At 48.7% G+C, this 26720-nt stretch carries 28 protein-coding genes; 19 read left to right on the forward strand and 9 right to left on the reverse strand.

All coding sequences use genetic code 11. The features are described 5' to 3' along the window. Nucleotides 1-8 precede the first annotated feature (8 nt). The 8 genes from DET_RS01295 to DET_RS01330 all read right to left on the reverse strand — a co-directional run bounded on the left by DET_RS01295 (nucleotide 9) and on the right by DET_RS01330 (nucleotide 6649). Nucleotides 9-875: a DUF6612 family protein gene (locus tag DET_RS01295; RefSeq protein ID WP_010936028.1), complete on the reverse strand. Its 867-nt coding sequence runs from the start codon at nucleotides 873-875 to the stop codon at nucleotides 9-11. A gap of 93 nt (nucleotides 876-968) precedes the next feature. After that, complete coding sequence (locus tag DET_RS01300; protein ID WP_041223312.1) at nucleotides 969-2153, reverse strand: NAD(P)/FAD-dependent oxidoreductase; 1185 nt, start codon at nucleotides 2151-2153, stop codon at nucleotides 969-971. 176 nt (nucleotides 2154-2329) lie between these two features. Next, complete coding sequence (locus DET_RS01305; RefSeq protein ID WP_010936031.1) at nucleotides 2330-2671, reverse strand: zinc-ribbon domain-containing protein; 342 nt, start codon at nucleotides 2669-2671, stop codon at nucleotides 2330-2332. A gap of 12 nt (nucleotides 2672-2683) precedes the next feature. Next, entirely contained in the window at nucleotides 2684-2935 is a 252-nt protein-coding gene (locus DET_RS01310; protein WP_041223313.1) for a zinc-ribbon domain-containing protein, read from the reverse strand. Between the two features lie 83 nt (nucleotides 2936-3018). Then, nucleotides 3019-3342, reverse strand: a complete 324-nt coding sequence (locus DET_RS01315) for a zinc-ribbon domain and TM2 domain-containing protein (RefSeq protein ID WP_010936033.1) — start codon at nucleotides 3340-3342, stop codon at nucleotides 3019-3021. Between the two features lie 215 nt (nucleotides 3343-3557). Beyond that, nucleotides 3558-4241, reverse strand: coding sequence for a response regulator transcription factor (locus tag DET_RS01320; RefSeq protein WP_010936035.1), 684 nt, complete (start codon nucleotides 4239-4241; stop codon nucleotides 3558-3560). Next, nucleotides 4222-6045: a PAS domain-containing sensor histidine kinase gene (locus tag DET_RS01325; protein ID WP_010936036.1), complete on the reverse strand. Its 1824-nt coding sequence runs from the start codon at nucleotides 6043-6045 to the stop codon at nucleotides 4222-4224. The genes DET_RS01320 and DET_RS01325 overlap by 20 nt, the downstream gene beginning before the upstream one ends. Before the next feature lies 1 nt (nucleotide 6046). Further along, on the reverse strand, nucleotides 6047-6649 hold the full coding sequence (locus tag DET_RS01330; RefSeq protein ID WP_010936037.1) for a hypothetical protein: 603 nt from the start codon (nucleotides 6647-6649) through the stop codon (nucleotides 6047-6049). Between the two features lie 442 nt (nucleotides 6650-7091). Here DET_RS01330 and DET_RS01335 point away from each other — a divergent pair, with 442 nt between their 5' ends. The 16 genes from DET_RS01335 (at nucleotide 7092) to DET_RS01440 (ending at nucleotide 21630) form a co-directional block, all read left to right on the forward strand. Continuing rightward, nucleotides 7092-8564, forward strand: a complete 1473-nt coding sequence (locus DET_RS01335; protein ID WP_010936038.1) for a reductive dehalogenase — start codon at nucleotides 7092-7094, stop codon at nucleotides 8562-8564. 38 nt (nucleotides 8565-8602) lie between these two features. Then, entirely contained in the window at nucleotides 8603-8881 is a 279-nt protein-coding gene (locus DET_RS01340) for a hypothetical protein (protein WP_010936039.1), read from the forward strand. Nucleotides 8882-9066: 185 nt separating this feature from the next. Beyond that, entirely contained in the window at nucleotides 9067-10278 is a 1212-nt protein-coding gene (locus DET_RS01345) for a 4Fe-4S binding protein (protein WP_148184961.1), read from the forward strand. A 132-nt stretch (nucleotides 10279-10410) separates the two neighbouring features. Next, complete coding sequence (locus DET_RS01350; RefSeq protein WP_010936041.1) at nucleotides 10411-11163, forward strand: diphthine--ammonia ligase; 753 nt, start codon at nucleotides 10411-10413, stop codon at nucleotides 11161-11163. A 2-nt stretch (nucleotides 11164-11165) separates the two neighbouring features. Beyond that, nucleotides 11166-11912, forward strand: coding sequence for a radical SAM protein (locus DET_RS01355; protein ID WP_041223314.1), 747 nt, complete (start codon nucleotides 11166-11168; stop codon nucleotides 11910-11912). Between the two features lie 4 nt (nucleotides 11913-11916). Next, complete coding sequence (locus DET_RS01360; protein ID WP_010936043.1) at nucleotides 11917-12639, forward strand: SAM-dependent methyltransferase; 723 nt, start codon at nucleotides 11917-11919, stop codon at nucleotides 12637-12639. Nucleotides 12640-12654: 15 nt separating this feature from the next. Beyond that, on the forward strand, nucleotides 12655-13479 hold the full coding sequence (locus DET_RS01370) for a radical SAM protein (RefSeq protein WP_041223315.1): 825 nt from the start codon (nucleotides 12655-12657) through the stop codon (nucleotides 13477-13479). A 30-nt stretch (nucleotides 13480-13509) separates the two neighbouring features. Beyond that, a complete protein-coding gene (locus tag DET_RS01380) occupies nucleotides 13510-14289 on the forward strand; it encodes an adenosylcobinamide amidohydrolase (protein WP_010936045.1) in 780 nt (259 codons plus the stop codon). A gap of 5 nt (nucleotides 14290-14294) precedes the next feature. Further along, on the forward strand, nucleotides 14295-15035 hold the full coding sequence (locus DET_RS01385) for a radical SAM protein (protein ID WP_010936046.1): 741 nt from the start codon (nucleotides 14295-14297) through the stop codon (nucleotides 15033-15035). Nucleotides 15036-15043: 8 nt separating this feature from the next. Beyond that, complete coding sequence (locus tag DET_RS01390) at nucleotides 15044-16801, forward strand: adenosylcobalamin-dependent ribonucleoside-diphosphate reductase (protein WP_010936047.1); 1758 nt, start codon at nucleotides 15044-15046, stop codon at nucleotides 16799-16801. Beyond that, nucleotides 16794-17333, forward strand: coding sequence for a cob(I)yrinic acid a,c-diamide adenosyltransferase (locus DET_RS01395; RefSeq protein ID WP_010936048.1), 540 nt, complete (start codon nucleotides 16794-16796; stop codon nucleotides 17331-17333). The genes DET_RS01390 and DET_RS01395 overlap by 8 nt, the downstream gene beginning before the upstream one ends. Before the next feature lie 14 nt (nucleotides 17334-17347). Then, nucleotides 17348-18304, forward strand: a complete 957-nt coding sequence (gene cbiB, locus DET_RS01405; protein WP_010936049.1) for an adenosylcobinamide-phosphate synthase CbiB — start codon at nucleotides 17348-17350, stop codon at nucleotides 18302-18304. Between the two features lie 15 nt (nucleotides 18305-18319). After that, a complete protein-coding gene (locus DET_RS01415) occupies nucleotides 18320-18580 on the forward strand; it encodes a hypothetical protein (protein WP_010936050.1) in 261 nt (86 codons plus the stop codon). An 11-nt stretch (nucleotides 18581-18591) separates the two neighbouring features. Next, nucleotides 18592-19743, forward strand: a complete 1152-nt coding sequence (locus DET_RS01430; RefSeq protein WP_010936051.1) for a cysteine desulfurase family protein — start codon at nucleotides 18592-18594, stop codon at nucleotides 19741-19743. Between the two features lie 13 nt (nucleotides 19744-19756). Continuing rightward, on the forward strand, nucleotides 19757-20563 hold the full coding sequence (locus tag DET_RS01435) for an adenosylcobinamide amidohydrolase (RefSeq protein WP_010936052.1): 807 nt from the start codon (nucleotides 19757-19759) through the stop codon (nucleotides 20561-20563). Continuing rightward, on the forward strand, nucleotides 20560-21630 hold the full coding sequence (locus DET_RS01440; RefSeq protein ID WP_010936053.1) for an ABC transporter substrate-binding protein: 1071 nt from the start codon (nucleotides 20560-20562) through the stop codon (nucleotides 21628-21630). The genes DET_RS01435 and DET_RS01440 overlap by 4 nt, the downstream gene beginning before the upstream one ends. Here the strand turns inward: DET_RS01440 and DET_RS08410 are convergent. Then, nucleotides 21627-22295 carry a LexA family protein gene (locus tag DET_RS08410; protein WP_041223323.1) on the reverse strand — a complete coding sequence of 223 codons (669 nt, stop codon included), beginning with the start codon at nucleotides 22293-22295 and terminating at the stop codon, nucleotides 21627-21629. The genes DET_RS01440 and DET_RS08410 overlap by 4 nt on opposite strands. Before the next feature lie 315 nt (nucleotides 22296-22610). On the opposite strand from DET_RS08410, the gene DET_RS08685 reads away from it, so the two are divergent. The 3 genes from DET_RS08685 to DET_RS01470 all read left to right on the forward strand — a co-directional run bounded on the left by DET_RS08685 (nucleotide 22611) and on the right by DET_RS01470 (nucleotide 26681). After that, nucleotides 22611-23105, forward strand: coding sequence for a hypothetical protein (locus tag DET_RS08685; RefSeq protein WP_041223316.1), 495 nt, complete (start codon nucleotides 22611-22613; stop codon nucleotides 23103-23105). A gap of 8 nt (nucleotides 23106-23113) precedes the next feature. Next, entirely contained in the window at nucleotides 23114-25720 is a 2607-nt protein-coding gene (locus tag DET_RS08415) for a CHC2 zinc finger domain-containing protein (protein ID WP_010936056.1), read from the forward strand. A 325-nt stretch (nucleotides 25721-26045) separates the two neighbouring features. After that, the gene (locus DET_RS01470) at nucleotides 26046-26681 is read left to right on the forward strand and encodes a recombinase family protein (protein ID WP_010936057.1); all 636 of its coding nucleotides are present in this window, start codon (nucleotides 26046-26048) and stop codon (nucleotides 26679-26681) included. Nucleotides 26682-26720: the final 39 nt, after the last annotated feature.

A 26720-nucleotide genomic window follows, 5' to 3' on the forward strand; every position in this document is an offset into this window, starting at 1 on the left:
CAGAAAATTTAGCCTAACTGAATGGCGTTAACTGCATCAGGTGGCAGGGTAATAGTGACCGGCTGGTTAATATTGTCTATAGAGATTGACATAACAAGAGATAGAGTTTGGCCTTCTGTTACTATATCCATGGACATATCCATTTTTACTACAAAAGAAGTATCTTTGGCAATCCAGGCAGTCATTTTGACATTTTTCAGGCTGTCAGCGGGGTTGGTTATGCTTGACGGGTCATCTACAGCTTGCTGTTCATTCAGGTATTGTATCAGTTCTTCCAGGTCAGGGGTGATGGTCACTTTCCAGCAGCTTACTCCGTTTATTGTTTCAGACCCGTCTACGGTAAGGGTTGATTTGGAGAACAGATAGTCATTTTGCTGGGTTTGGGAATCCCAGTTTTGGTTTTGCGTCTGGGCATCCATCAGCATTTTGTACCAGGTATTAAGCTGTATGCCGGTGTACTGGTCACTGTTGGTAATCTTGAAATACTGGATACTGTCAATCAGATACATTTCCATTTCCAGTGTGCTTTCTAGTTCTCCAGTCATGATGGTGCTGGTTGTCAAATGGGCTTTTTGATTGCTGAGGTCTTCTTGGCCGTTTGTGGTCATAACTGTTCTGACGCTCATACCGGAAACCTGTATGGTCATTTCAATAACACTGGTTGTATTAAAGCTGGTTATATTGGGAGAAGCTGCCAGTATGGACGCAATCAGCTGTGAGCCGGTAGGGGTGGTGGGGGTTTCAGATGCGGGGGGATTATTGTTATTGGTGTCTGGTGAGTCAGTGTCATCAGTAGCGCTTGAACAGCCGCCCAAAGCCAGTGAGAGCAGCATGAGCAGGCTGAGTAGGGTAGCCAAAAATTTGCCGGATTTCATCTGTTTCCGCCTTTCGCGTTTACCCTCATAGTAAACTGTATGACTATATAGGACATAATGATAAATCCAGGTAATAAATAAGTCAATAGATTTTTAGTTTAAACCGGCTATATAGCCTGAAGCCCAGGCCCAGCCCAGATTATAGCCGCCGCGTACCCCGTTTACGTCCAGCACCTCACCCGCCAGATACAGCCCTTTGACCAGCTTTGATTCCAGTGTCTGGATGTCTATCTCCCCGGTGTCTATCCCCCCGGCGGTAAATTCGGCCTCATTCCAGCCGCGGGTACCCGAAACCTCAAACCGCCAGTTTTTTAGTTTGGCAGCGGCTTTGGCGGGGTTGTCTTTTTCAAACAGCTGTTTAAATGCCACACAGAGCTTGTTGGGCAGTATGCCGGTCAGCATTTCCTCCGGGCTTAAGCCCGTTTTCCGGCGCTTTAAAAGCTCTGTTTCCATCTGTTTCGGCTCTATAAATGGTATCAGGTCTATTCCAAGGGAGACATCTTTTATGTTTAAACGGTTTATGGCCAGTGAAATCTCCTGGCTTATGTCCAGTATCAGGCTGCCTGACAGGCCGTATTTGGTAAAAAGCAGTTCACCGTCAACCGGGGTGCCCACTTTGTCCCTGATACGGCTTTGAGCCCGGGCAATTATGCGCTGCCCCTGCAGCAGGTGGCAGATGGGGTCTTTGACCACTAAGGGTACGGTGCTGGGTATTGGCTTTATAATGCGGTGCCCCAGTGAAGCGGCCAGTTTGTAGCCGCTGCCGTCAGAACCGAAAGCAGGGTAGGTGCAGCCTCCCCCGGTCAGGATAAGGTTTTGCCCTGTCTGCTGTCTGCCATCTGCCGCTTGCAGGCTGAACCCGTTTTGAGTTTTGCGGATAGACAGGCAGTCAAAGCCGTACTCCACTTTTACCCCCAGACGCCTTATTTCCATTTCCAGTACTTTCAGTACCGAAGCGGCCTGGTTGGTAAATGGAAAGATGCGGCCGTCCTGTGAATAATAGTGAAGCCCCAGTTCAGAAAAAAAATTTAGTATCTCGTTCCGCCCGAAGCGGCTGAAAACTGAATTTACCAAAGGTCTGGCTTCGGGGTTATAAAAGCTGGAATCCAGTTGTTCGTTAAGCAGATTGCAGCGTCCGTTGCCGCTGGCAAGTATTTTTTTGCCTAGCTGGACAGTTTTCTCAAGGATAATCACCGGATCACCGCGGCGGGCTTTGCTGATGGCGGCTGTCATGCCGGCAGCACCCCCGCCAATAATCAGGGTTGTTTTCTGGGGCATTTCTAAAAGGCCTCTCTGGGAAATTTGTCATGCAGGCGTTAAACGCCAGAAGTTATTATACACCAGGCTGCGAATAAGCTGTTGGTTAAAGGGCAGTTTTGTAAATGATGGGGAAGGGGGACAGAGGGTTATTTTTTAGTTTTCCCAGGTAAAGGCGGGATAAATTTTGCTAAGGGCTAGGGTGTTACTTTTTGGCCGCAGGCAGGGCAGAAGGATGCATCCGCTGATAGCCCGCTGCCGCATTTGGGGCAGTACCTGCCGGGTGTGGTGGGAGTATTATCAGCAGCTAAGCCGGGTTTTTCCGCCTTAGTGAGTTTAGGCGGGTTTTTCAGATAGCTTCTTATAAGGAAAAATGACCCTAAAAGCATAATCAAAGCCGGAAATCCGGTAACAAAGAAAAACATCAGAGCTGCATTTGACTCGCTTTCATTAAGAGAGCCGATGAGGTTTTGGGCTGAAAAAACAAGAAGAGGCAATCCCCACAGACCCAGCAGTATGCCTATAATCAGCCTGACCATAGTGCTAACTCCTTATTGTTTTTCCGGGGTGCATAGTTTTTTTGTACCGCAAACCGGGCAAAACTCTGCCTCTGCCTCCAGTTTCTGCCCGCACCGGGTGCAATACTGCACTCCTCTGTTGAGTTCCTCTGTATCCAGCGGTTGATTTCTGACCGGTTTTTTATCCAGCTTTCTAAACAGGTGGATTAAACCCCAGATAAGGGCTACAGGTATCATTATTACTACAATGAGTATTAGTAATTCCATCGGACCAATTTTGGGCATGGCACTTCCTTTCCAGTGTAACACCGGCTGTACGCTAGGAGTATCTCTATAAGGTATATAGCCGTAAGGATTGTATCCCTGTATTAGTCCCGCAGGGGTATGCCTTTGGCGTCATACTGGAATGAGCCGGTAAGTATCAGGATACCCTCAATAAACCCCCAGATAGAACCGATACCCAGCGTAACAATAGTCACTATAATCTGGGCTATACCTATGCCTACATAGCCAAGGTAAAACCTGTGCACGCCGATGCTTCCTAAAAATATCCCCAGCAGACCGGCCGCTATTCTGGATTTGCGTTCTTGGTATTCTTCAGCAGTCAGGCTGCTTTGGCGGATTTGGCTGCCGCAGGCAGGGCAGAAGGATGCATTTTCAGCTACTTGTTTGCCGCATTTGGAACAATACATATTGTGTTGCCTCTATACTGTTGTTTTAAACATTATAGCTTTGAAAATATGTATTAACAAGTCCGTAAAAGATAATAAATAAGCCGGGATTTTATCAGTATAAATACCTTAGGGATATCAGGCTGCCCGCCTGAGCCCAAAAAAAACATTCAAAAACGTTAATCAGAGAGACGTATTGCCGTTCTTATATATGCAAGGGTGTGAATATGTCTCTGTTAATCAGTAGTCTTTAAAATATATCCGCGATTCGGGCTGTTAATTAAAAGTTTGGGATTAGATGCGTTCTCCTCTATCTTATTGCGTAACCTTAAGATGTGGGTTTTAAGATTGCTGCGGGCTTCCGGGTAATAATCCCCCCAGAGTAATTCAGATAGCTCTTCGTAGCTCACTGTTTTATCATGGTTTTTCATCAGCATATACATAATGCGGCCTTCGCTGACAGTCAGATTTATGAGGGTATCGCCTATCCATAATTCCCTGATTGACGAACCGAAATGCATTTTGCCGCAAGTGACGGACAGGTCTTCACCGTTTATCTGTTTTTTAGTCAATAAGCGCCGGACTCTGGCCAGCAGCTCCATCTGGCGGAATGGCTTGGTAATATAATCATTAGCACCCAGAGTTAAACCCCGAACAACATCACTCTCATCTCCGCGTACCGTCAGAATAATAATGGGTACATCTGAAAAGTTGCGGATTTGCTTCAGGACATCAAAACCGTTCATATCAGGTAACCCCAAATCCAGCAAAATAATATCAGGGTTTACTGATTCAACAGATTCTATCCCCTTTCGGCCGCTTGACGCAGAAATTACCCGTGAATTTGGACAGCTTATCTGAAATATGGTAGATATGACATCAACTATTTCGGCATCGTCTTCAATTAACAGCAGCTTCATATGGTTTCCTTTTGTTCTTATACCCCAGTTTTAGATGCTCTGGCTTGACCGGAGTCAATGTGGGTATAGTAAACGTGAAGATGCTGCCATGTTCGTTCGCATTTTCCACCCATATTCTGCCGCCGTGAAGCTCTACAAATCTCTTTGACAGGGCTAAGCCCAAGCCCATGCCGTCAAATCTTTCTCGGTCTCTTTCCAATCTGTGGTAGGGTTCAAATAAATAAGCCATGTCTGATGAAGATATGCCTATACCCGAATCAATAATCTGGAAGACCACATCAGTTGAGGTTCTAAAGCACTTGATTTTTATCAGCCCTGACCCCGGAGTATATTTGATAGCATTGCTTAAAAGGTTAAGCAGGACTTGCCTTAATCTGTCAGGGTCGGCTTCTATAAATATAGTATTTTCATCATGTTCGAATACCAGCCTTAGATTAGCTTTCCTGAGTTTGGCATCAATATACTGGATAATATCGGCAGATAATTCAATACACTCAATCGGTATTTTTTTAATCTGAAGAACACCTATTTCACCTCTGGCCAAATCCAAAAGCTCGTCAATCCGTTTATTCAGGTTGAAAGCCCCTTTATTGATATTCTGGGCTAAGTTAAGCCAGGGTTCTTGCTTTAACCCCGAAGAAAGGGTGTCACTGGCCGCCATTATCGGCGTCAGGGGAGTCTTCAGTTCGTGGACTAAGGCTCTGGTAAATTCAATCCGGTTTTGGATTTGAGTTTCCAGTTCGTGGCGCAGTGAGGCTTCATTCTGATACAGGTCTGTTAATTGCTGTTCGGTAGTCTTCCATTCGGTTATATCTTCTATTCTGCCGGCAAAGGCACCTATGCTCCCGTCAGCTTTAAACTGGGGGTTTAGAGTTTCTCTAATCCAGCGGCATTCGCCTTTGCCATTTATTATCTGGTATTCAATCTTCAGGGGGTCTTCAAAACCCCTTTCCAGGCAGTCAGTAATAAAAGCAGAGCGTTTTGAAATTATCTGGCTGCGTTTTTTGTATAAATACCCGCCTTTATTCTGGGTAGACAGGAACGTCATCTTGAATTCTTTGGTAGTTATGCTCAGTAATTTTTCAATTATCGGGCTGATAAAGGTGACTGTGCTACCCGAATTATCTATGATATAGATAATCTCCTTCATAGTTTCCAGCAGGGAGAGGGGAATCAGCTCTGCTTTGGGGGATAAACCGGAGGTAATCCGGGCTTCGTTTTCAATATGAGCTTTATCAATCGCAGACTGAATCAGGTTTTTTAGATAGTCAAGGCTTTCATTATGTATGCTGTAGGGCAGTCCGGCTTTTTGGGCTTCTCTTTTTACAATTTCTTCATCTGGCTGGTTGCTCTCAAACCGGAAAGCTGTTAGTTCCTCAATACCGCAGCTTGAGGCAACTTGGCCATTTCGGGTTTCTGAACCAAAACTCTTTGAAACTTCCCTGTTCCACTTGGTCAGAAAGGAATTGTTTCCCAGCCAGGAGTTTTGACTGAGATATTTCTCCACCCGTTCGGGCCCAAGTAACATTTCCCAGCAGTTATTCCCCTCAATCTTACGGATATTGCTGTCACAATACATATCCAGCAGGCTATTCAATTCAGGGTGGCAAGACCCATATATAATGATGGTAGCTTCGTTTGCCAATACGGATTTGTCCACTTGGTTGCGGATGGTGTCGCCGCTTATGGCGAACAGACAGCAGGGTAGTACCGGGTAAATAACGAACTGGTCTTGAGGTATAAGCGGGACAATTTGCCTGACTTGATCTAACATGGAGGCGCAGGTAACTAAACCTATTTTCATATTAAACCTTCTCTTCACTGGCTGACGGATTTATTTTATTTATCAGCCAGATAATATCCTTGATGTTTTCAGGGAATATGCAGCTGCCAAAATTAAGTTTCAGGCTCGGTTTTAAGTAAAAAACGTTGCCGCCGGCCAGGATAGTTAATTTTTTGGGCTGCATAAACTGGAGGAAATTTTTAAAAGAGTTCAGGTGATTATACAGGGGGATAGTGACTATCAAAATCTTATGGCGATCATCAAGTTCCAAATCCAGCGAACCGTCCGGTTTTTGCAAAATAGGCATTTGATAACTTTTGATACCCTCAATTTGCAGCAGGGACTGGAGCACTTCGGCTGATTTGGGTATAACCTTGGAGAAATAACAGATGGGAATTGCCTGATTATCCCGGTATTTTATGCCCGCAAGCGGGATATTGTATTTAATAAACTCTAAGGCAGCCGTAAGGTCTGCGGCACTGAGGCAGTTGCCTTCTTCCCATTTCTCAATGGTGCTATATGTGAAATTCCGGAGCTCATCTAATGACAAAGCCGGCACTTGGGTGTAATCAGCCTCAAGCAGATTTGCATATAGAGGTAGCGAGTTTTTACACATAGCTGGCATGAGTTTAGCCCTCATATAATTCTGATACTTTTAATCATAGCATATCTTTGCGTTATTAATGGTTATATTCGGTAACTATTTAGTAACTTTTCTTCAGGTTATTTTGTTACTTCAGCTTGCTTTGCATAAACCTAGCTACAGTTTGGGTTGCCCGGGTACAGATTTGTTACCAGATAACTCAGGCTTATTCTGCTTGCGGCCAGAGCGTGTGCCGCCGTAGCTAAATACACGCTTTAAATCTTAGCGTATCTTCCAAATCAAATTGATACCGTTGCCCCGGAAATCACCACCTATTGTTACCTGAGATGAAACTTTGACTTGGTATATTTAGTTCAAGTAATTGGGGTATGAGCTAAATCTATAGCTAAAAGGGGGGGTACTATGCGCTTTGGCACCGGGAAAGACCGGGCTTATCCAAAATATAAATTGTGAGGTTGGATGTATGCAAAATTTCCATTCTACTTTATCAAGACGTGACTTTATGAAGGGGATTGGGTTAGCTGGTGCTGGCTTTGGTGCTGCTGCTGCTACAGCTCCGGTATTCCGTGATTTGGATGAAGGTGCTTCCATAGCCGCTAATACTTATAAGAAAAATCCGTGGTGGGTCAAAGAGCGCAATTATTGTGACCCCACGACTCCTATTGACTGGGATGTATGGAAAGCATTTGACGCTACTCATTATGACTACATCGGCGGACAGTATTCTGAAGAGTATTTAGCTCAAATCGGTGTCCCTTCGGTACTCAATGAGAGTGTAGCAAAGAGGCACGAACGTATAACTTCTCGTTTGGGCAAGCCTGGGTTCTCCATGCAGGACTGGGCCTTTTGTCAGGGCGCTAAAAATGTAACTTCTTCCATGTGCTATAACGAATTTGGTCAGAGTCGGTCCATGTTCTTGGGTGACAAGAAAATGATGGATGAAGTGATGACCCCGGAACAGATTGGTTTGTCCAAGTATGAAGGTACTCCTGAATATAATGCTCTTATGTTAAAAAGCGCTATTCGCTTTTTGGGTGGTACAGATATTCGGTGTTTACCAGTTGATGACAAGACTAAGAGGGTATTGAACGTTGGGGAGAATCAGCATCCTGACCAGCCCTATGTCTGGGAGGATGGAATATCTTGGCCTTATGAGACTATGACCAAACGGGCTATTCCTACGAAAGACGCCCACATCTTAGTGTTCAGCTATAACGGTTCATTTGACGGTACCGTACGCAGCCCCTCCTGGATATCTAACGGCGTTGCTTTTAATCAGTGTCTTTCAGGTGATTCTATTCAGCTTTACCTGCAACGCTTTCTAAAGGGTCTTGGCTACTGGCTGGTAGGCGGTGACGATTTCCCCGGTATAGCCAGTTATCCAGGCGCAGGTGCGTTGTCCGGTTTTGGCGAAATTGGCCGTATTGGTCATGCTGTTGGTTGGGATAAATGGATGCGCTGCACCCGCCTGATGGTAACTAATCTTCCTCTGCCGGCGGATAACCCCATAGATTTCGGGGTAGTTTCCTTCTGCACCACTGCCTGCAAGAAATGTGCCGAATTCTGCCCTGTCAGCGCTATCAAGATGGATTCGGAGCCCAGCTGGGAATTGGCCACTGACCCCTCTAACCCGTACCTTAAACCCCAGAATTTCAATAACCCCGGCCGTAAGACCTGGTATCTGAACCAGGCTGGTTGCTTCTCCAACTGGTGTTTGACTGATACTTTCTGTGGTATTTGTATGGGAGAATGCGTATTTAACAAACTGGCTGATTCCAGTATCCACGAGGTTGTTAAACCCGTTATTGCTAATACCACTTTGCTGGACGGCTTCTTCTTTAATATGGATAAAGCCTTTGGCTATGGCTGTCTGCCTGAAGATCAATGGGAAGACTGGTGGACGCTGGGCGAGAAGATGCCTATACATGGTATTTAGGCTTTTTGCGATACTAATTAGAAAGGATAATAACTAATATGTTTTGGCCTATAGTTATGGTCATTTTGACAATCGTTGTCGGGGCTCTGCTGATGTGGGGCAAAAATAAGGGGCTATCATTCAAAATGTATGAATGGCTGCTTTTTATTGCCGGTATAGCCTTGTTTATTTTCACTCTGGAAAATATTCAGGGTAGTTTTCAGGAGAATGTGCCTAAAGCCGCTCTGATGTTTGTGCTGGTAACCGGCATTCCTTCCATTATCTTGCTTGCCATACCCGCCATAGGTACTTTCAGACGGGGTAGCGGCCGGTCTTAATACAGGGTACTTTTATTTGCTCTTAGATACCCTGAAAAGGGGGGCGGCAATGCCTCCCTTTTCAGGTGTGTTTAGCGGTTTAAACGGCTAAGGGCGTAATGGGACTGAAAATTAAGCTCAGGCTTCCAGGTAATTTATTATCTCCGGCAGTTTTCTCCGGCTGCCGTGCTTTGTGAATGGAATATATGAAAACTAAAATCGGAATCAAGCAAGTTGTAATATCTTTGGTTGTAGTAACCCTGGTAGGGTCTTTTATTGTCGGGCAGTTGCCCAAGGAAACCCGGATTGAATCATATCTGCCGGATAATGGCACCGGCTGCACCTATGACCTGGTAAAGTATATTCCGCCTCAGGATTATATTTTTAAATCTGTAGACGCTGAGGGTAATGTAACCGGTTATATTACCCTTACCGAAGGCAAAGGCTACGGGGGAATACTTTTGGTGGAGATAGAGTGGACGCCGGACGGTACCATCCTGTCCATTTCTGTTCCCCAGCAGCAAGAAGGTGATGCCTGGTGGGATAAGCTTAAAACGCATGAGTTTTTTGAACAGTATGTGGGGCGGCAGTTTAATACCGGCCTGCTGCTTGGGGAAGACATAGATGCAGTTTCCGGGGCCACCATTTCCAGCAACGGGGTGGCTTTGGGTGTATATGAAGGCAGGGCTCTGGTAGCGGCTGAACTGGGGGAGCCCTATCCCGCTCCGGTAGAGACTGTTAAATTCGGTTTGGGTGAGATACTTCTGGTGACCGGCTTGCTGATGGCGGTGGTGTTCCGGACTATGGCCGTTTTTCAGAAGCGGAAATGGTTGCGCTATATTACGCTGGGATTAGGGCTGGTGGTTCTGGGTTTCTGGTTATCCCGCCCCCTTAGTCTGACCAATATTGCCGCCTGGCTTATCGGCTCACCGCCCAATATGGCTAATAATCTATTCCTTTATATACTGGTTATTGGGGTGGTCGGCTTAGCCCTGCTGACCGGCAAGAATTTCTACTGCTTCTGGCTGTGCCCGTTTGCTGCCGTGCAAGAGGTAACCCACCGGATTGGTGGCCAGATAGGCCTGCGTCCCAAACCCAAAGTCTACAGATTCTTACGGAATATCCGTTACCTGCTGCTGTGGGCAACCCTGGTGATGGTCTTCTGGTTTACCAATCCTTCTCTGTCTGTTTTTGAGCCCTGGGGCACTCTGTTCAGTCAGGTGGGCACCTATGACCAGTGGTTGCTGCTGATTGTAACTATCACCTTTGGTTTCTTTATCTTTAGCCCGTGGTGCTTTTATTTGTGCCCGGTAGGGGCGTTTATGGATGTTGTACTCAAAATCCGTAAAGGAGGGATAGGCCTTTGGAACAGACTAAGAAATCCGGCGGAAAAGAAATTAGCCGGGGACAAAACATAACGGTGGTAGTCATGGTGTCAGTGATAACCCTGCTTGCCATAGCGGTTATATTCATGAAGGTGGCCGGGATTGAGCTGTATGCCTAACGGCTTAGTTGCTTAATGCACCTATTACTTTTAGAAGGATGAAAATATGGAAAAAGCATTTGTTTCATGGAGCGGGGGTAAAGACTGCTCACTGTCTTTATACCGGGCCCTAAAGGACGGCTATGATGTGCGCTATCTGGCCAGTATGTTTACCGAAGGCACAGGCCGCCTTTATCCCCACCATTTCACTCCGGAATTGCTTATTAGTCAGGCGGAAGCTATCGGTATTCCTCTGGAAGTTACCTGGACCAGCGGCCAGGAATATACAAATAACTATATCAAGATGCTTAAAGGTTTCCGCGAAGAGGGCATAACGGTAGCGGTATTCGGGGACGTAAGCGTGGGCAACCCGGATGCCCTTGAACACCGGATGTGGGTGGAAAGGGTCTGCCAGGCTGCCGGTATGAGGGTAGTGCTGCCTCTCTGGGATGAAGACCGTGAATCCATTATCGGTGACCTTATAGATTCCGGTTTTGAAACCCTGATTGTGGCTGCCGACAATACCAACCTGGGCAAAGGCTGGCTGGGGCGGAAGCTGGATAATGAGCTCTTTGAGGAATTAAAGCTGCTCAATGCCAGTTCGCCTGACGGTAAAGTAGGCCTTTACCATACGCTTACGGTTGACGGGCCTATTTTCAGGAAGAAACTGGAAATAGCTGACAAGAAGATAATCTATAAAGAATGCGGTCTGTATGACGGCAAACCGGCTGTAGCCCCCTTCTGGTATCTGGAACTGGAAGACTGTTTTCTGGTGGACAAACCGGTGCTGATTGCGGAGAGTGCCGCGGGGTTGGAATAGTTATGAAAACGAATATATACCATATTACTCATACCCCTACTACCGGGAGTGTCTCGCTGCGTTTTTGGGGCTGTAATATGAGCTGTCACGGGTGTCTGTGCAAAGAGGGTATTTATGACCATCTGCTGAAAGAAAACAGACTTGGTAACCTGCCTCAAACTGAAAATGCCTTTAAACCCAGGCGTCTGCTGGAACTGGATGAAGTACTGGCCAGACTTGATGAACTGAAACCCCAAAAGGTGTTCCTGACCGGAGAAGAAGCCTCTCTTGACCCGAATTACGCCGCCATTACCCGGGCTTTTCATGAGCGGTATGGCTGTAAAAATGTTTTATATACCAACGGGTTTAAAATGCCTGCCCTGGGAGACACCGATGCGGTTGAGGTGGGTATAAAGGCTATTTCCGAGGAACTGCACCAGTGGTACACCGAACGTTCGGTTGAGCCGATAAAGCAAAACTTTATCCGTTATGCCCATTCGGAGGTAAAGCTGACTGCCGCTTCCATACTTATACCCGGGCTGGTGGAAATAGATGAAATTGAGCGGATAGCCCAATTTATAGCCGGTGTCAACCCGGATATACCGTATTTTGTGCTGCCGTATTTCCCGGCCGGCAATAATAGCTGGCGTAAAACCAGCCCTTATGAGGTGGCCGAAGCGGTGGAAAGAGTAAGCCGCTATCTGACGAATGTATCCGGCTGTCAGGGAGTTGAGCAGGAAATACTCCACGAAGTGGAACGGGTAGTCTAAGGCTATGGCCGGGACTGTTTCCAGAATATATTATCCCAGAGTGTTTGTTACCGGAGTCGGTACCGGCGGCCGGGCTTTCCTGACGCCGGCAGCCGAAGAGACTGTAAAAAGCTGCGGTATTATTGTGGGCTGGCCGGAAGTTATAAAAAACCTGGGATTCGGGCTGGAAAACAAGCTGGTTTTAGAGCAGAACTGCCTTAATTACCAGCAATTACTGGCTGAGGCGGCCGGTTTGGCCAGGGCTAAACTGGAAGACGTTGCCCTTTTGGTTATGGATGACCCGCTGGTATATTCGGCCGGACTTGGCGGCTATAGTGACATCTTTAAAGACTTCCGGATTGAATTTATACCGGCTGTTTCCAGCCTGCAGTTACTGGCTGCTTCCGCCCGGCTTTCACTGGAAGACTGTCTGCAGGTGGTCTATAGACCGGATGCCTCCGGCAATATTGACCAATCTGATTTAGCCTTAAAACGGGAGCGGATGCTCAAAGCCCTGAAGGCTGGCTATCATATACTGGTACTTAGTGACCTGGAACAGACACTTGCCCAGACCGCCTGTTTTTTGATTGAGAAAGGGCTGGCTGTTGAGACCGGGGTAATAGTGGGTGAGCAGATGGGCACTGACAGCCAGAAAATAACCGAAAAAAGTATCCTGGAAGTTTCCCGGGATACCAGCCACTGGATGTCCTGCATGGCGGTCAGACAGGGCAAAATTTTAAAGAAGTAAATTGCGAGGGAATTTATGACTATCTCCAACCTTAAATATCAGAATAACCCGGAGCTTTGGGCAGATAAAATGGACAGGCAGACCAATGTTTATCATGTTGCCTATGCCCCGGCTATCAAAAAGGCTTACCTTTTCCACTGGGGATGCAACCTGGAATGCAGGGGCTGTTTGTGCAAGAAGGAAATAAACTGCATGGCGCTGGAGGAGAATCTGGACGTGGTCTTCCGTGACCCCCGTTTCTGTCCCCCCCAGACCCCGTCTGCCCCGCTTTCCTTCGGTAAGCTCATTTCCCTGCTTCAGGATATAGAACTTACCGAGGTGGCCTTTGAAGGGCAGGAAGCCTCGCTTGACCCGATGCTGCCGGATATCTGCCGCTGGCTGAAGGAGCGGGGCTGCAAGGTAATCCTGCATACCAACGGGGTAGCTATGGCGGATGCCAGCCATATAGATGACGTTATTGTCAGCCTGAAGGCTATTACCCCTGAAATATATGCCGGCTATACCTGCCGTTCCAACTCAAGCCTGCTTGAAAATTTTAAGGAATACTATCAGGCCGGGGTTAACCTGAAGGCTGAAAGCGTGTTTATACCGGGCTATATTGACCTTGAAGAAACCGAAAAAATAGCCAGGTTTATTGCTTCGGTAGATGAAAATATACCCTACCGGATGGATGCTTATTTTGAATCCGGGGATAATCCCTGGCGGCCGCCTACGCCTGAGGAGATGCAGACGGCACTGGAAGTGGCCCGCAAGCACCTGAAGAATGTTTATTGCACCCAGCAGACCAAGCAAAACTTAAGCAAAGCAGACCTGCTGTACGAAGTGGTGCGGCTGTATTAGACAGCCGGATAGATTAAGGAGGCTAGAAAATTGACTACTAAGAGTGAACTTAAAAAGATATCTCTGGGTTCGTTTGAAGGTTTTACGGCCGATACGGTTTATTATACGGCTATCGGCTATCCCAATAATGTTTTTGCCCTGCGTTTTAATGAAATGCGGGATGTCATAAGCAGCCGTCACGGTATTATGAAGTCAGACTTTTTAACTATCTGCCATATACCGGATGAGCTGGGCCTTTATATGCATGACCAGAGCAAGAGCCATTTCTATTATTACGGGCAGCTTCTGGCAGATGTGCTTAAAGAATATGACGTTGAAATTGAAAACACCGCTTTTCTCTCCACCGGTGTCCAGATGCGTAATCTGGCTTTTGCGGTGGAAAGGTATGAAGAACTCTGGGTAGTCTGCTTTACCACTGCCGGCGTCCGCCACAATGCGGTGCGTATAGGCAAAGATGCGGCAGTGGGTATAGAGCGTAACGGGGAATTCAAAGGTTTCGGCACTATCTGCCATGTGGTGGTGACCAATGCCTCTTTTGACCACGGGGCACTGGTTTCATCAATCATAACCGTTACCGAGGCCAAGAATGTAGCCTTGCAGGAAATGGATATACGCAGTTCCCATAATCCTGACTGGCTGGCTACCGGCACCGGTACAGACCAGGTGATTGTAGCCTCCGGCTTTGGAGAGAAGTGCAAGTATGTTCAGGGGCACACTGTAATAGGTAAAATGATGGCTGATGCGGTTATAAAATCTACCAAAGAAGCGGTGGCTAACTGTATCCGGGATACGGCCGGACAGCCTGACTAGCCAAGATGAATATTTACCAGATTACCTATGAGCCGAATTACCGGGTGCTGGGGCTTCACTTCTGGGGCTGCAACCTTTTTTGCCGCGGCTGTTATAAAAACTACCGGATTGACGACCTTAGTCTGCCGGGCAGTTCGGTAGAACAGCTTAAAGATGCTCCCAGAGCCAAAAATCCTGCCAGATTTTTAACCCTTGAGGAAGTGCTGGAAAAGACTGAAGGCCTGACCCCCAGAGATATATTCTTTATGGGCAAGGAAGCCTCGCTTGACCTCGAACTGCCTCTGCTGGCAGCCCGGCTTCATGCCCGGCACAAGAGCTTCCACACCCTGCTGACCAACGGGCGTAAACTTACCGACCTTTCAGATATAGACGAAGCGGTTTTCGGCTTTAAATCTGCCAGCGAATCTGTCCACCGGGAATATACCGGGCTGTCCAATACGGGCATACTGGCTAATTTCAAGAAGGTTTACCAGAGCGGTAAAAAGGTTCAGGCTGAAATAGCTTTCATTCCCGACCTGGTGGAAGAGGAAGAGATTGGGGCGCTGGCTAAGACTATCTCTGAAATAGACCGCCGGCTTCTTTTCCGGGTTACGGCCTATTTTGCTGTACCGGGAGCTCCGTGGCCTTCGGCCTGCCGGGAGCAGGTGGAAGATGCCGCTTCAGTTGCCCGCAGATACCTTGATAACGTGGTTACTATGGCCTCTGACAGCCGGGATAACGGCTGGAAGCCGGAAGTAATTTTTTAGGAATAAATATGAAACTAAGCCAAAATGCCAGGATTGTGCTTGAGAAACGTTACCTCAAACGGGACGGGGACGGGAATATTGCCGAATCCTCGGAGGATATGTTCCGCAGGGTAGCGGACACGGTGGCGGCGGCTGAAAATGCCTATAACCCGCCTGGTAAGGCTGCCTGTATGGCAGAAGAGTTTTACGGCATGATGACCGGATTTGAGTTCCTGCCCAATTCGCCCACCCTTCTGAATGCCGGGCGGGAACTGGGGCTTTTATCCTCCTGTTTTGTATTGCCGGTGGCAGATTCGGTTGCGGGGATAGCGAAAGCTGTCGGCGAAGCCATGGTTATCCACCAGTACGGGGGCGGTACCGGCTTTGCTTTTGATGCCATACGGCCGGAAGATGACCCGGTAAAAAGCGGCCATAAGGTGGCCGGCGGGCCGGTCAGGCTGGTGGGGGTCTTTTCGGAAGCGGTCAACTACATAAAGCAGGCCGGGGTGCGCTGCGGCTGCAATTCGGCCAGTCTGCCGGTAAATCACCCGGACATTTTAAAATTTATCCGGGCTAAAGATGAAGGCAGTCACTCCGCCAACTTCGGCATCAATATTGCCCTGACGGATGATTTTATCCGGAAAGTCCGGCGCGGAGAAGATTATGAGCTGGTTAACCCGCGCACCGGAAGGGTCAGCGGCAGTTTATCCGCCGCCGAGGTCTTTTACCGCATAGCCCGAAGCTCTTGGGAAACGGGTGACCCGGGGATAATGTTTATTGACCGCATAAATAAAGATAACCCCACCCCCCGGCTTGGGGAATTTATAACTACCGACCCCTGCGGTGGACAGCCTTTGCTACCGTACGAATCAGCCACTTTGGGGACAATAAACCTGTCCGGTATGCTCTTGAAAGAAGGCAACTGCTGCCGGGTGGATTACCCGCGGCTTGGCGGGCTGATTGCCAAAGCTGTCCGCTTTCTGGATGACGTACTGGAGGTAAACCGCTATCCGTCAGCCGAGGTTGAAAAAGCGGCTAGGGCCACCCGCAAAATAGGTCTGGGGTTTATGGGCTTTGCCGAGATGCTGATAAAGCTGGGTATCCGCTATGATTCAGCGGAAGCGGTATCCGCAGCAGATGAGCTTATGGCTTTTGTAAAAGAAGCTGCCTGCCAGGCCACCGAAGAGCTGGCTCTGGAACGGGGGGCTTTTCCGGCTTTTGCAGGCAGTATATATGCCCAAAAGGGTGCCAAACCCAGACGGAATGCCACCTGCCTTACCTTTACCAATACCGGCACTACCAGCATTATTGCCGATACCTCGGTCGGTATTCACCCCATATATTCGCTGGTTATGGTCCGCAACATACTGGACGGGCAGCGGCTGCTGGATATAAACCATGCTTTTGAAGAAACCGCCAGAGAGAGGGGCTTTTTCAGCCCGGCGCTTATAGAAAAACTGCTTACTGGGGAAAGTCCCTGTAACTGCCCGGAGATACCGGAGGATTACCGCCGGTTGCTGGTTACCGCCCGGGATATTCAGCCGGAATGGTGTATCAGGGTGCAGGCAGCTTTCCAGAAATATACTGACAATGCTATTTCCCAAACGGTCAATTTCCCTGCCGATGCCTCGGTTGAGGATATCGCAGATTTATTCCTTAAAGCCCACGAGCTGGGTCTTAAAGGGGTTACGGCTTACCGTGACAGCAGCCGGGAATTGCAGGTGCTTTGCACCGGTGCGGACTGCCGGGATATAGCCAGAAAGTATTTTGAGGATTGCTGTGTTTAAGGTATCTGGGAAGCCCCAGCCCGGTCTTGTACAGGTCTTTTACGGTGACGGGCGGGGCAAGACCTCGGCCGCTATGGGTGAGATTGTGCGGGCTGTTTCTGCCGGGCTCAGGGTTACGGTAGTGTTCTTTATGAAAGGCGAACGCCGGAATGCCGAATATAGTTCCTTAAAAGCTCTGGGGGTGGAATACGCTGTTTTTGGCCGGAGCAGTTTTTTAAGCGGTGCAGACGCCCGGGCAGAAGATGCCAGACTTTGCCGTCAGGCTCTTAAGTTTGCCGAAGGGCAGATAAGTTCGGGTAAATGGGATTTGGTGGTGCTGGACGAAATAAACAATGCCCGTTACTACGGCTTTATAGAAACAGAGGATATTTTAAAACTGCTTTCCGTCAAACCGGCCCGTACCTCACTGGTGCTTACCGGCAAAACGGCGGACAAAGAGGTAGCGGCAAAAGCAGACCTGGTGGCTGAATTTCGCAAACTGAAGCACCCGTATGACCGGGGTATTTTAGCCCGGGCGGGTATAGACTATTAGGTGAATAAAACACAATGAACGAATATATCCTGATACTTATTCTGGCTGTCCTTTGGGATTTGGCTCTGGCTGAGCCTCCGGCGGCTATCCACCTGACTGTCTGGATAGGGCGGGTGATTTCGCTGGTGGAGAAGGCAGGGCTTAAGATACGCAGTCGCGCCCTGCAGTATATCTTCGGCATGGCGGCCTCTTTGTTCCTGATAGCTTTATTCGGCTGGCTGACTTATCTGCTGCTTGATTATCTGGGCGGCCTAAGCTTTGCCTTATACCTGATAGCCGCCTTTTTAATCCTGAAGACCACGTTCTGTTTACGCTTTAACGCCCGCATGTCTTTACTGGTGGAGAAATACCTGAAAGGCGGGGACTACCGGATAGAGAGTGCCGCCCCGGAAATCCGCTATCTTCTGACAACGGTTGAACGTGACAAGGAGGACGGATTTGCTCCGCCCATGATATCCTCCACCATCCGTTCGCTGGCGGAAAACGCTTCGGATTTTCTGGTAGCCCCTCTGTTCTATTTTCTGATTCTGGGTGTGCCGGGGGCGGTGGCCTACCGGGTTTGCAACACCCTGGACGGTATGCTGGGACACCGCGGTGAGTACGAATACCTGGGTAAGTTTGCCGCCTGCCTGGATGATATCATTAACTATCTGCCGTCCAGACTTACCGGGCTGATGTTTATACTGGCGGCTTTTGTTTCGGGGATGGATGGCCAAAACGCCTGGAGGATTGCCCTCAGGGACCAGTCCAAAACCGAAAGCCCCAATGCCGGCTGGCCGATGGCATCTGTTGCCGGAGCACTGGGGGTAAGGCTGGAGCGGGCTGGCCACTATGCGCTGGGGGATGCGGCAAAACCCCTCAGCCCCGGTCACATTGGTCAGGCCGTAAGGCTGTTCGGGGTGATGTCCGCTATCAGCATTGCCATCAGTACGGGCATACTGCTGGCGGTATATTTAATAAGCTTGAACTGATGGGAGGTGGCTTTTATGGCCAGAGAAATGACACATTGTTACGTTAAAATACCGGTTAAACCGCTGGATGATACTGCTATGGAAAAACTGCGCCAGCTGGAGCAGAAGCTGGGTCTGCCCTTGATAGCTTTCAGTGCCCGCAGTGACGAATATGCCAGGTTATCCGCTGAAGAATTGGCTGAGCTGGATAAGCTGGGGGCGGAACTGGATGCCTCTATTGTGGCTTACTCCCGGGGTAAAACCGCCCGCCCTGCCGGGCAGTCCTGCAGGATATAGGGGGAAATACTATGGATGAGCTGATTTACCTGGATAATGCCGCCAGTACCCCGGTTGACCCGAGGGTAGTTACGGCTATGCTGCCTTACTTTACCTGGCACTACGGAAACCCCTCGGCTATTCACCCCATGGGTCGCAGGGCGGACGAGGCTCTGGAAACCGCCCGTGAGCAGGTGGCCGCCCTGATTAACTGCCAGCCGGAAGAGGTTATCTTTACCAGCGGCGGCACCGAATCAGACAATCTGGCTATCAGCGGTGCGGCGATGGCTGGCCGGGGCAGACACATTATTACCTCGGAGATTGAGCACCATGCCGTGCTCTTAGCCTGTCATGCCCTGGAAAAGAAGGGCTTTGAGGTTACCTATCTGCCGGTGGACTCCTTCGGGCAGGTTTCTCCTAAGGACGTGGAGGCGGCCATTACTCCCCAAACGGCTTTGGTAAGCATTATGGCGGCCAATAATGTAATCGGCACCCTTCAGCCTGTAGCTGAAATAGGGGCTGTCTGCCGCCGTCAGGGAGTTATTTTCCATACCGATGCCGTCCAGATGGCCGGTCACCTGCCGCTGGATGTAAAGCGGGATAACATAGACCTTTTATCCCTGTCTGCCCACAAGTTTAACGGCCCCAAAGGGGTGGGAATACTCTATGCCAAGGGCGATGTGCCTTTAGCCCCGCTTATTCTGGGCGGTGGGCAGGAAAGCGGCCTGCGTTCGGGTACGGAAAATGTGCCCGGTATTGCGGGACTGGGGCTGGCAGCCGGGATAGCCGCACTGGAAATGCAAGAAGAGGCGGGCAGGGTTTCCTCCCTTCGTAAAAAACTGGCCGAAGCCATACTGGGGTCTATTCCCGGCAGCCGCCTTAACGGCCACCCCCAAAAGCGTCTGCCCGGTAATCTGAATATCAGTTTTGAAGGAGTGGAGGGAGAATACCTGAGCAAGGAACTAGCCAAGCAGGGTATCTGCGTATCTACCGGTTCGGCCTGCAGTTCGGCAAGCCACGAAGCCCCTTATGTGCTTCTGGCGACCGGCCTTGAGCGTGATCTGGCTAACTGCTCTATCCGCCTTTCTCTGGGTAAAATGACCACCCCGGAGCATATTCAAAAAACCGCAGATACTTTGAGTGCGGTAGTCAGCCAAATCCGCCGGCAAACCCCGGTCTGGTAGGAGGAAAAAGCTTATGCAACTGAAAAATACAGGGTATTCACCGGTAACTTTGGAAAGGGAGGTCTGTTCTTTGCCGGGTGTAAAAGCCGAAGTGTTTTCCACTCGTGTCTGGGATGCCCCGGCTAATCTGCTGGCGGTCTTTTTTGATGAAGACCATGCCGCCCTTTCAGGTACAGACGGCTACGGCAGCATCCGGCTGGTCTGCAACTGCTACCTGCCAAAAGATTTGTGTGATTACCTTCATTTCAACCACAAAGATTACGATGATTATTTAAAAGACCTGAAGCAAGAGATGGCCTCATTTTACAGTCTTGAAACCCAGGAAATCTTCATGCTGTCCACCGGGGTCAGCATGGACGAAGTTTGTTATACTCTTGAATCCGGGGATAAGCTCTGGGTCTGCGCCTGGGTTACGGCCGGTTTTAAGCATAATGCCATGCGGATAGGGGTGGATAAAGGCGCAGGACTGGAGGTTGAAGGGGAATGCCAGCCCTGCGGAACTATAAATATCATTACCGCCACTAATGCCCGGCTGGACTCTGCCGCTCTGGCTTCCAGCTTTGTGACTGTTACCGAAGCCAAGGTGGTGGCCCTGCAGGACCTTAATATCCACAGTTCATTTAATCCGGCCTTGCAGGCAACTGGCACTGGTACTGACCAGATAGTAGCGGTTTCCGGCTGGGATTTTGGCTGCCGCTATGTCGGCGGGCATACCCGGCTGGGGGAAATGACGGCCAGAGCGGTTACCTCCGCCTGCCGGAAAGCCCTCAGCATCCAGCTGGCCAAAGACCCCAATTATCACTCCGGGGGTAAAAAATGAGTACAGCTGCCAAATACGCCACCCGCCAGATAACTGACCAGGCCGGACGCCAGGTTCATTTCGGCTGCTTGCCCCAGCGGATTATATCCCTTGCCCCCAGCCTGACCGAAATAGTGTATGCCCTGGGAGCGGAAGACCTTTTAAAGGGCGTGACTGACTACTGTGATTACCCTCCCGAAGCCAAAAACAAGCCCAGGGCTGGCGGTTACAGTACAGTTGACGTCGACCAGATTGGCAAAATACAGCCGGATTTGATACTGGCCGGGCAGATACACTTAAAAGATATTGTCCCCCGGCTGGAGGCGCTGGGTTATCCGGTGCTGGTGCTTGAACCAAGCACGGTAGAAGGTTTGCTGGAAACTATCCGGATAGTGGGCAAGTGTACCGGGCGGGCTAAGGCCGCTGAACTGCTGGCGGAGTCACTGGGCAGGCGGACAGACTTTATAACCGCCAAAATCGCTTCCCTGTCACCGGAAAACCGCCCCCTGGTTTATGTTTTGCATGAATGCCAGACCTGGAAAACCTTTGGTTCGGATACCATAGGGGATACCCTGATTGAGATGGCCGGGGGGTATAATATCGGGCGGGATTTCGGCCGTTATTATCCGTATCCTGCCAAAGAGGATATTAAACTCAAAAACCCGGATATTATTATTGCCGAAACCGGTTACGGGGATAACCCCCGGGAACCGCTTAATATCGCCCTTGGCGAGCCTGTTCTGGCAGAGGTAACCGCCCGCCGGACCGGGCGGGTCTTTGGTATCCACAGTGACCTGGTCAGCCGGGCAGGCCCCCGGATGGTGGACGGGCTGGAGTGTCTGGCTCACCTTATTCACCCGGAGTTATTTCCGGCCAAACCTGCCGTTTGCTGCGGCCGGGTCTATATAGCCGGGGTAGGGCCGGGTTTGGCTAAGTGGGTTTCACCCAGAGTGAAAGAGCTGGTGGCCGAGGCGGATATACTGGTGGGTTGGAAACAGGACTTGCAACCTGTAAAGGGTCTGATTAAAAGTCAAAAGCTAAAAAACCAGGCGGAGCCACTCTCCTTTGCATTATGTTATGTATATTAGAATCTTTTGATAGAAGCAATAACTCTTCCCAATATATCAGCGTTAGTCATAACTAAATCTTTATAATCTCCATTTGAGGACCGCAGAATAATCTGTCCATTATTCAAATATAGATGTTTTGCAGTCACTTCATTATGCGCTGTACGAACGGCATAAATTTTACCTTCAAACATCTCTGAATCTTTATCAACAATGATTATATCGCCGTTTTCAATCCCATCCCCTTTGAGGCTCTCACCGCTCACTCTCAACGCATACACTCTCTTACTCGCATTTTTTAATAATTCCTTTGGGACAGGAACATAATCAGATGCTGCCTCTTCATCTACTAATTCCGGATATCCTGCGGGTATATAACCAATTACTGGGATGAATTCAATATCATCCATTCTTCTGGATATTGCTTGTGCGCGGCTTAATAAATTACCAAGAGATTCTTCTTTCTCACCCAATAATGCTGATGTCGAAATATCAAGTCCACGCGCTAACTTCTGCGCAATTCCAAGTGTAGCACTATATGTTTTCCCGCTTTCCAATTGGGATATGTAGGCACGATCTACACCTGATCTCCGGGCTAATTCACTCTGCGTCATACCTATTTTTTTGCGTAACTCTTTGAGCGTTATACCTATTGATGACTTATCTTCCATAGCACCTATTTTCACTTGCCTGTTGAATATTTACAAGTTGTAGATATATTTAACAAAAGTGTCAATTATATATTGACTTAAGTCAATGGTAGTGGTATCCTCATGTAGAAATGAGCAACAAAATAGTTGATATTATCAAACAATACCTTGGCAAAAACAGCATCTCGGGAAACCAATTTTCCCGGACAATAGGATTTGACCCAGCAATATGGTGCAGAATTAAGCACAAAAAAATGCAACCCTCACCTGCATTTTTGACAAGTGTCGCTCGGACTTATCCGGAACTGCGTCTCCAAATTCAAGAGTCGATGTTTGGTACAGAGGAGAACGATGGAAACTAATAAATCAGAAATAGAACTATATCCCATGACTCCATCTCAAATTCGGCAACGTAAAAATGCCGGAGCACTCGGAGGTCAAGCTATTCTGGAACGATACGGAGTCGAGTGGTTACAGAAAATCGGTAAGCTTGGTGGGAGACCTAGATTAGCAAATATTGAACTATTAAGACAGCAAAAAGCCCTTAAGGCTGCTAATAAAGAAAATCAGATAGGAGGAATGGACAGCCGCCGGTCTGAAAACCTGGGGCAACTTAAACGGCTTATAAGGCTGAAATACTTTGGGGCGAAGTGTGAGCTTCGTCCCAGAAAGGGGAATGAGGCAATGCCTCAACAACAAGTGGCTTATCGTATCAAGAATGAACGCACCGGTCAATGGTGGGAGGGAAAGGCTGATAGCCCGATAGATGCCATGCGGAAAGCCGGCAATGAATTCCCGGTCAGAAACCCTAAGTTCGGCTATTTCCATTTAACTAGTCTGAAATGAGGTCCAATATGACAACAGCAACACGTAAATATACGATAGACGATATACTGGCCAAACTCCAGGGCGTCAAAAAGAACGGCTCCGGCTGGATGGCCTGCTGCCCTGCGCATGCCGATAAAAACCCGTCACTATCAGTATGCGAAAAGAGTGGCAAGATTTTGATCAAATGCTTTGCCGGATGTAGCTATGAGACGATCATGTCCGCGTTGGATATGCCTGTTAATGATGCAATGCCCAAAACTGCCAAGTCATCCAAGAAAAATTCACCGCTGGGTCGGATAGTTATGGCATACCCGTATGAGCAAAAAGACGGATCCATATACTACGAGCATGTACGCTACCAGCCAAAAACCTTCAGATTTAGACGCCCGGATCAGAACGGGTACTACATCAATAATATGGATGGGATAGACCATATTTTGTACCGGCTGCCTAATCTGGTACGCGGGATAGCTGAAGGTAAATCAGTCTACATTGCTGAAGGTGAAAAGGACGTTGATAACATACGAGGCTTAAACTTGGTCGCAACGTGTAATGATTGTGGCGCCGGCAAGTGGGAAGACAAATATTCTGATGAATTAAAAGGTGCGCCTCAAGTGATCATTATCGCCGATAAAGACGAACCCGGCCGCAAACATGCCTCCGAGGTCGCCCTATCCGTACATAACAGAGGCGTACCGGTAAAAATTATAGAGATGCCGGGTGAATTCCAGAAGACTGAGGACGGCTATACAGGGGTTAAGGACTTTTCCGACTGGCTGAATGCCGGCGGAACTGCCTCCCAGCTGGAAAAACTGGTAGCCGAGGCACCGGTCTATGTACCGCCGCTAATACAGGACTCCCTCCGTGAGATATCCGGAGAGCGGTATTGTGTGGAAAACGGCAGGGTCTGTCTAATAAAAGGCGGCAGAGATGGATCGCTGACTCTCCCCCTGTGTAATTTTACAGCCAGGGTAACAGAAGAAATAACCAGAGACAACGGGGTAGAAGTATCCAAGTTTTTCCGGATACTTGGCCATGATTACGCCGGTAATAATCTGCCCGCTATTGAGGTGTCTGCATCATCTTTCCCTGGATTAAACTGGGTAGTATCAGAATGGGGAATGCGGGCCATCATAGGCGCCGGTCAGAGCGTTAAAGACTGCCTCAGAGAGGCTATGCAGCTGCTCTCCCAAAACGCCCAATCCCGTCATATATATACCCATACCGGCTGGCGTCATATTAACGGGCAAGATATATTCCTCTCCCAGGGCGGGGCTATAGGCTGTGATGGAGTGGATGTAGACCTGGAACCCCAGCTGCAGAGGTATTTCCTGGGCACACCGGACCCGGAGAAATTAAGGGAATCTGTCCGGGCCAGCCTGAACTTTCTCTATATCGCTGACTTGTCCGTTACCCTGCCGCTTTGGACAACGATGTATCTGTCTCCGCTGGCCGAAGCCCTTGAACCGGCTTTTACCTTATGGCTGGTGGCTGTGTCCGGCAGTTATAAATCAACTCTGTCTGCGTTGGCACTCTGCCATTTCGGAGATTTTGACAATAACCATCTGCCGGCGTCTTGGCGGGATACCGGTAACCAGCTGGAAAAACTGTTGTTCACCGCTAAGGACCTGCCGCTGGTTATAGATGACTGGGCACCTGGTCAGGATAACAATAAGAAACGCGAGTTGGAAGCTAAAGCTGAGCATATCATTCGTGCCCAGGGCAATCACCAGGGGCGCGGCCGGATGCGCTCAGACACAACCTCACGCCTGAGTTATTATCCCCGCGGTATGTTGGTTACATCAGGTGAGCATACACCCTCCGGCCATTCCCATACCGCCCGTATTATCAGCGTGCGGTTGGAAAAGGAAATGGTTGACCTCGGCTTAATGACCGAGGCTCAGACTAAGGACCGCCACCTATACCGCCAGGCCATGGCCAACTATATCGCCTGGTTACAACCGAACTGGCTTGAGCGCAAATGTGAACTCCGGCAGAAATTTACCCAGCTGCGGGCTGAGATTACCAATGAATTAAGCGACTGCAAAATACATTCCCGCCTGCCGGATGTAGTAGCCATCCTTCTGATTGCGCTGTCTACCGCTTTAGAGTTTGCTAAATCTACTGGAGAGCTTAAGGCAGACGAATACGATTTATTCATGAATGAGGGCCGCCGTTATTTCATGGACATGGCCAAGGAGCAGGGCGAAATGGTTGAGGAACAACGCCCAGGTCAGAGAGCTATTGAGGCTATCCAGGCATCGCTGCGTATCGGTACGGCAGTATTACGCAATAAAAATGATGCCGCGCTGACTGAGTTGCCATCAGGTAAGACCGCTATCGGCTGGCGGGATTATATGAACGGGCATACCCTGCTGGATCCGGCCGCCACTTACCAGGTAATAGTCCAGCACTGCGCAAAGTCCAACAATCCATATACCATCAACGAGCTGGAAACATGGCGGGATTTAAACCGCATGGGATTTACTGAGGCCTCCAATGACGGCAGGCCTACGGTCATGGCCAGAGTAACGGCTATCCCGAAGTCATTCCGGGTAGTCAAGGTTAAAAATGAGGCTATCGGATTGGCTAAAACAACATCCCTGCCGCTGGAAGGCATGGAAAATGTGTAAATATTTTTTACCGGCGGGGGGTATATCAAAATTTTGGAAACATGGAAACAAACCACTTTTTCCAATCGTGGCTTACGTTGTTTCCAAGACCTGGAAACAAGCCCTAAATTTTGGAAACATTGGAAACAGACATAATGTTAGCTGGAAACATTTTGGTAACACGATTGATATACGAACAAATAAACTACTTAACAATAATAAAATGGAAACATTTTGGAAACAACGTAACTTAGCTTTGAGATTCCTTTATTGTTTCCATGTTTCCAAAAGAATAGGAGTTAGCTGACATGAAGATTGTTAAATCATTCTCAAAGGGCTCGGATAAATGAAAGTCGCGTTATATGCCAGGGTAAGCACTCGGGATAAAAATCAGGATCCGGAAGTCCAACTGATGGAGCTGCGGAAATATTGCCAGGAAAACGGCATGGAAATAACCAGGGAATATATAGATCATGCCTCGGCCAATGATTTCGTCCGCAGGACGGCATGGAAACAGTTGTTAGTGGATGCATCTGCCCGAAAGTTTCGGGGGTTACTGGTGTGGAAACTTGACCGGGCATTCCGCGACATTACGGTGGCCACCTCGTCCGTTAAAATGCTGCGCAATGCCGGCATAGATTTTATTGTTACCACTGTCCCTGTTCTTTCAGTCCAAGGTCCAGCTGGAGACCTGATGTTTAACATCTATGCCGCTTTTGCCCAGTTTGAAAAGGACACCATTATTGAAAGAGTTAACGCCGGACTTTCAAGAGCAAAGGCTAAGGGTAAGGCATTCGGTCGCCCAAGAAAGGCAATAGACTTCAATAAGGTTTTGGAAGCCCACGAGATAGCCTGCTCACGGGTTAACCGGATTACTAAAGAAAATCAGGGTTATTCCGAGACGGCGAGGATATTGAGCGAGCAGACCGGGCTAAGAATTACAGCCGGTTGGGTCTATAACCGGATAAAGGCCGGCAATTAAAATGCTTCAAAAAACCCACCCCCATTTTTGCATAAATTT

It is taken from the genome of Dehalococcoides mccartyi 195 (assembly GCF_000011905.1).
In the GTDB taxonomy this organism is placed as follows: domain Bacteria; phylum Chloroflexota; class Dehalococcoidia; order Dehalococcoidales; family Dehalococcoidaceae; genus Dehalococcoides; species Dehalococcoides mccartyi.

What these genes read in the sequence shown, in the direction of transcription:
- DET_RS01295 (WP_010936028.1), bottom strand. Translation starts at nt 875, where the DNA reads ATGAAATCCGGCAAATTTTTGGCTACCCTACTCAGCCTGCTCATGCTG.
- DET_RS01300 (WP_041223312.1), bottom strand. Translation starts at nt 2,153, where the DNA reads ATGCCCCAGAAAACAACCCTGATTATTGGCGGGGGTGCTGCCGGCATG.
- DET_RS01305 (WP_010936031.1), bottom strand. Translation starts at nt 2,671, where the DNA reads ATGGTCAGGCTGATTATAGGCATACTGCTGGGTCTGTGGGGATTGCCT.
- DET_RS01310 (WP_041223313.1), bottom strand. Translation starts at nt 2,935, where the DNA reads ATGCCCAAAATTGGTCCGATGGAATTACTAATACTCATTGTAGTAATA.
- DET_RS01315 (WP_010936033.1), bottom strand. Translation starts at nt 3,342, where the DNA reads ATGTATTGTTCCAAATGCGGCAAACAAGTAGCTGAAAATGCATCCTTC.
- DET_RS01320 (WP_010936035.1), bottom strand. Translation starts at nt 4,241, where the DNA reads ATGAAGCTGCTGTTAATTGAAGACGATGCCGAAATAGTTGATGTCATA.
- DET_RS01325 (WP_010936036.1), bottom strand. Translation starts at nt 6,045, where the DNA reads ATGAAAATAGGTTTAGTTACCTGCGCCTCCATGTTAGATCAAGTCAGG.
- DET_RS01330 (WP_010936037.1), bottom strand. Translation starts at nt 6,649, where the DNA reads ATGCCAGCTATGTGTAAAAACTCGCTACCTCTATATGCAAATCTGCTT.
- DET_RS01335 (WP_010936038.1), top strand. Translation starts at nt 7,092, where the DNA reads ATGCAAAATTTCCATTCTACTTTATCAAGACGTGACTTTATGAAGGGG.
- DET_RS01340 (WP_010936039.1), top strand. Translation starts at nt 8,603, where the DNA reads ATGTTTTGGCCTATAGTTATGGTCATTTTGACAATCGTTGTCGGGGCT.
- DET_RS01345 (WP_148184961.1), top strand. Translation starts at nt 9,067, where the DNA reads ATGAAAACTAAAATCGGAATCAAGCAAGTTGTAATATCTTTGGTTGTA.
- DET_RS01350 (WP_010936041.1), top strand. Translation starts at nt 10,411, where the DNA reads ATGGAAAAAGCATTTGTTTCATGGAGCGGGGGTAAAGACTGCTCACTG.
- DET_RS01355 (WP_041223314.1), top strand. Translation starts at nt 11,166, where the DNA reads ATGAAAACGAATATATACCATATTACTCATACCCCTACTACCGGGAGT.
- DET_RS01360 (WP_010936043.1), top strand. Translation starts at nt 11,917, where the DNA reads ATGGCCGGGACTGTTTCCAGAATATATTATCCCAGAGTGTTTGTTACC.
- DET_RS01370 (WP_041223315.1), top strand. Translation starts at nt 12,655, where the DNA reads ATGACTATCTCCAACCTTAAATATCAGAATAACCCGGAGCTTTGGGCA.
- DET_RS01385 (WP_010936046.1), top strand. Translation starts at nt 14,295, where the DNA reads ATGAATATTTACCAGATTACCTATGAGCCGAATTACCGGGTGCTGGGG.
- DET_RS01390 (WP_010936047.1), top strand. Translation starts at nt 15,044, where the DNA reads ATGAAACTAAGCCAAAATGCCAGGATTGTGCTTGAGAAACGTTACCTC.
- cbiB (WP_010936049.1), top strand. Translation starts at nt 17,348, where the DNA reads ATGAACGAATATATCCTGATACTTATTCTGGCTGTCCTTTGGGATTTG.
- DET_RS01415 (WP_010936050.1), top strand. Translation starts at nt 18,320, where the DNA reads ATGGCCAGAGAAATGACACATTGTTACGTTAAAATACCGGTTAAACCG.
- DET_RS01430 (WP_010936051.1), top strand. Translation starts at nt 18,592, where the DNA reads ATGGATGAGCTGATTTACCTGGATAATGCCGCCAGTACCCCGGTTGAC.
- DET_RS01435 (WP_010936052.1), top strand. Translation starts at nt 19,757, where the DNA reads ATGCAACTGAAAAATACAGGGTATTCACCGGTAACTTTGGAAAGGGAG.
- DET_RS01440 (WP_010936053.1), top strand. Translation starts at nt 20,560, where the DNA reads ATGAGTACAGCTGCCAAATACGCCACCCGCCAGATAACTGACCAGGCC.
- DET_RS08685 (WP_041223316.1), top strand. Translation starts at nt 22,611, where the DNA reads ATGGAAACTAATAAATCAGAAATAGAACTATATCCCATGACTCCATCT.
- DET_RS08415 (WP_010936056.1), top strand. Translation starts at nt 23,114, where the DNA reads ATGACAACAGCAACACGTAAATATACGATAGACGATATACTGGCCAAA.
- DET_RS01470 (WP_010936057.1), top strand. Translation starts at nt 26,046, where the DNA reads ATGAAAGTCGCGTTATATGCCAGGGTAAGCACTCGGGATAAAAATCAG.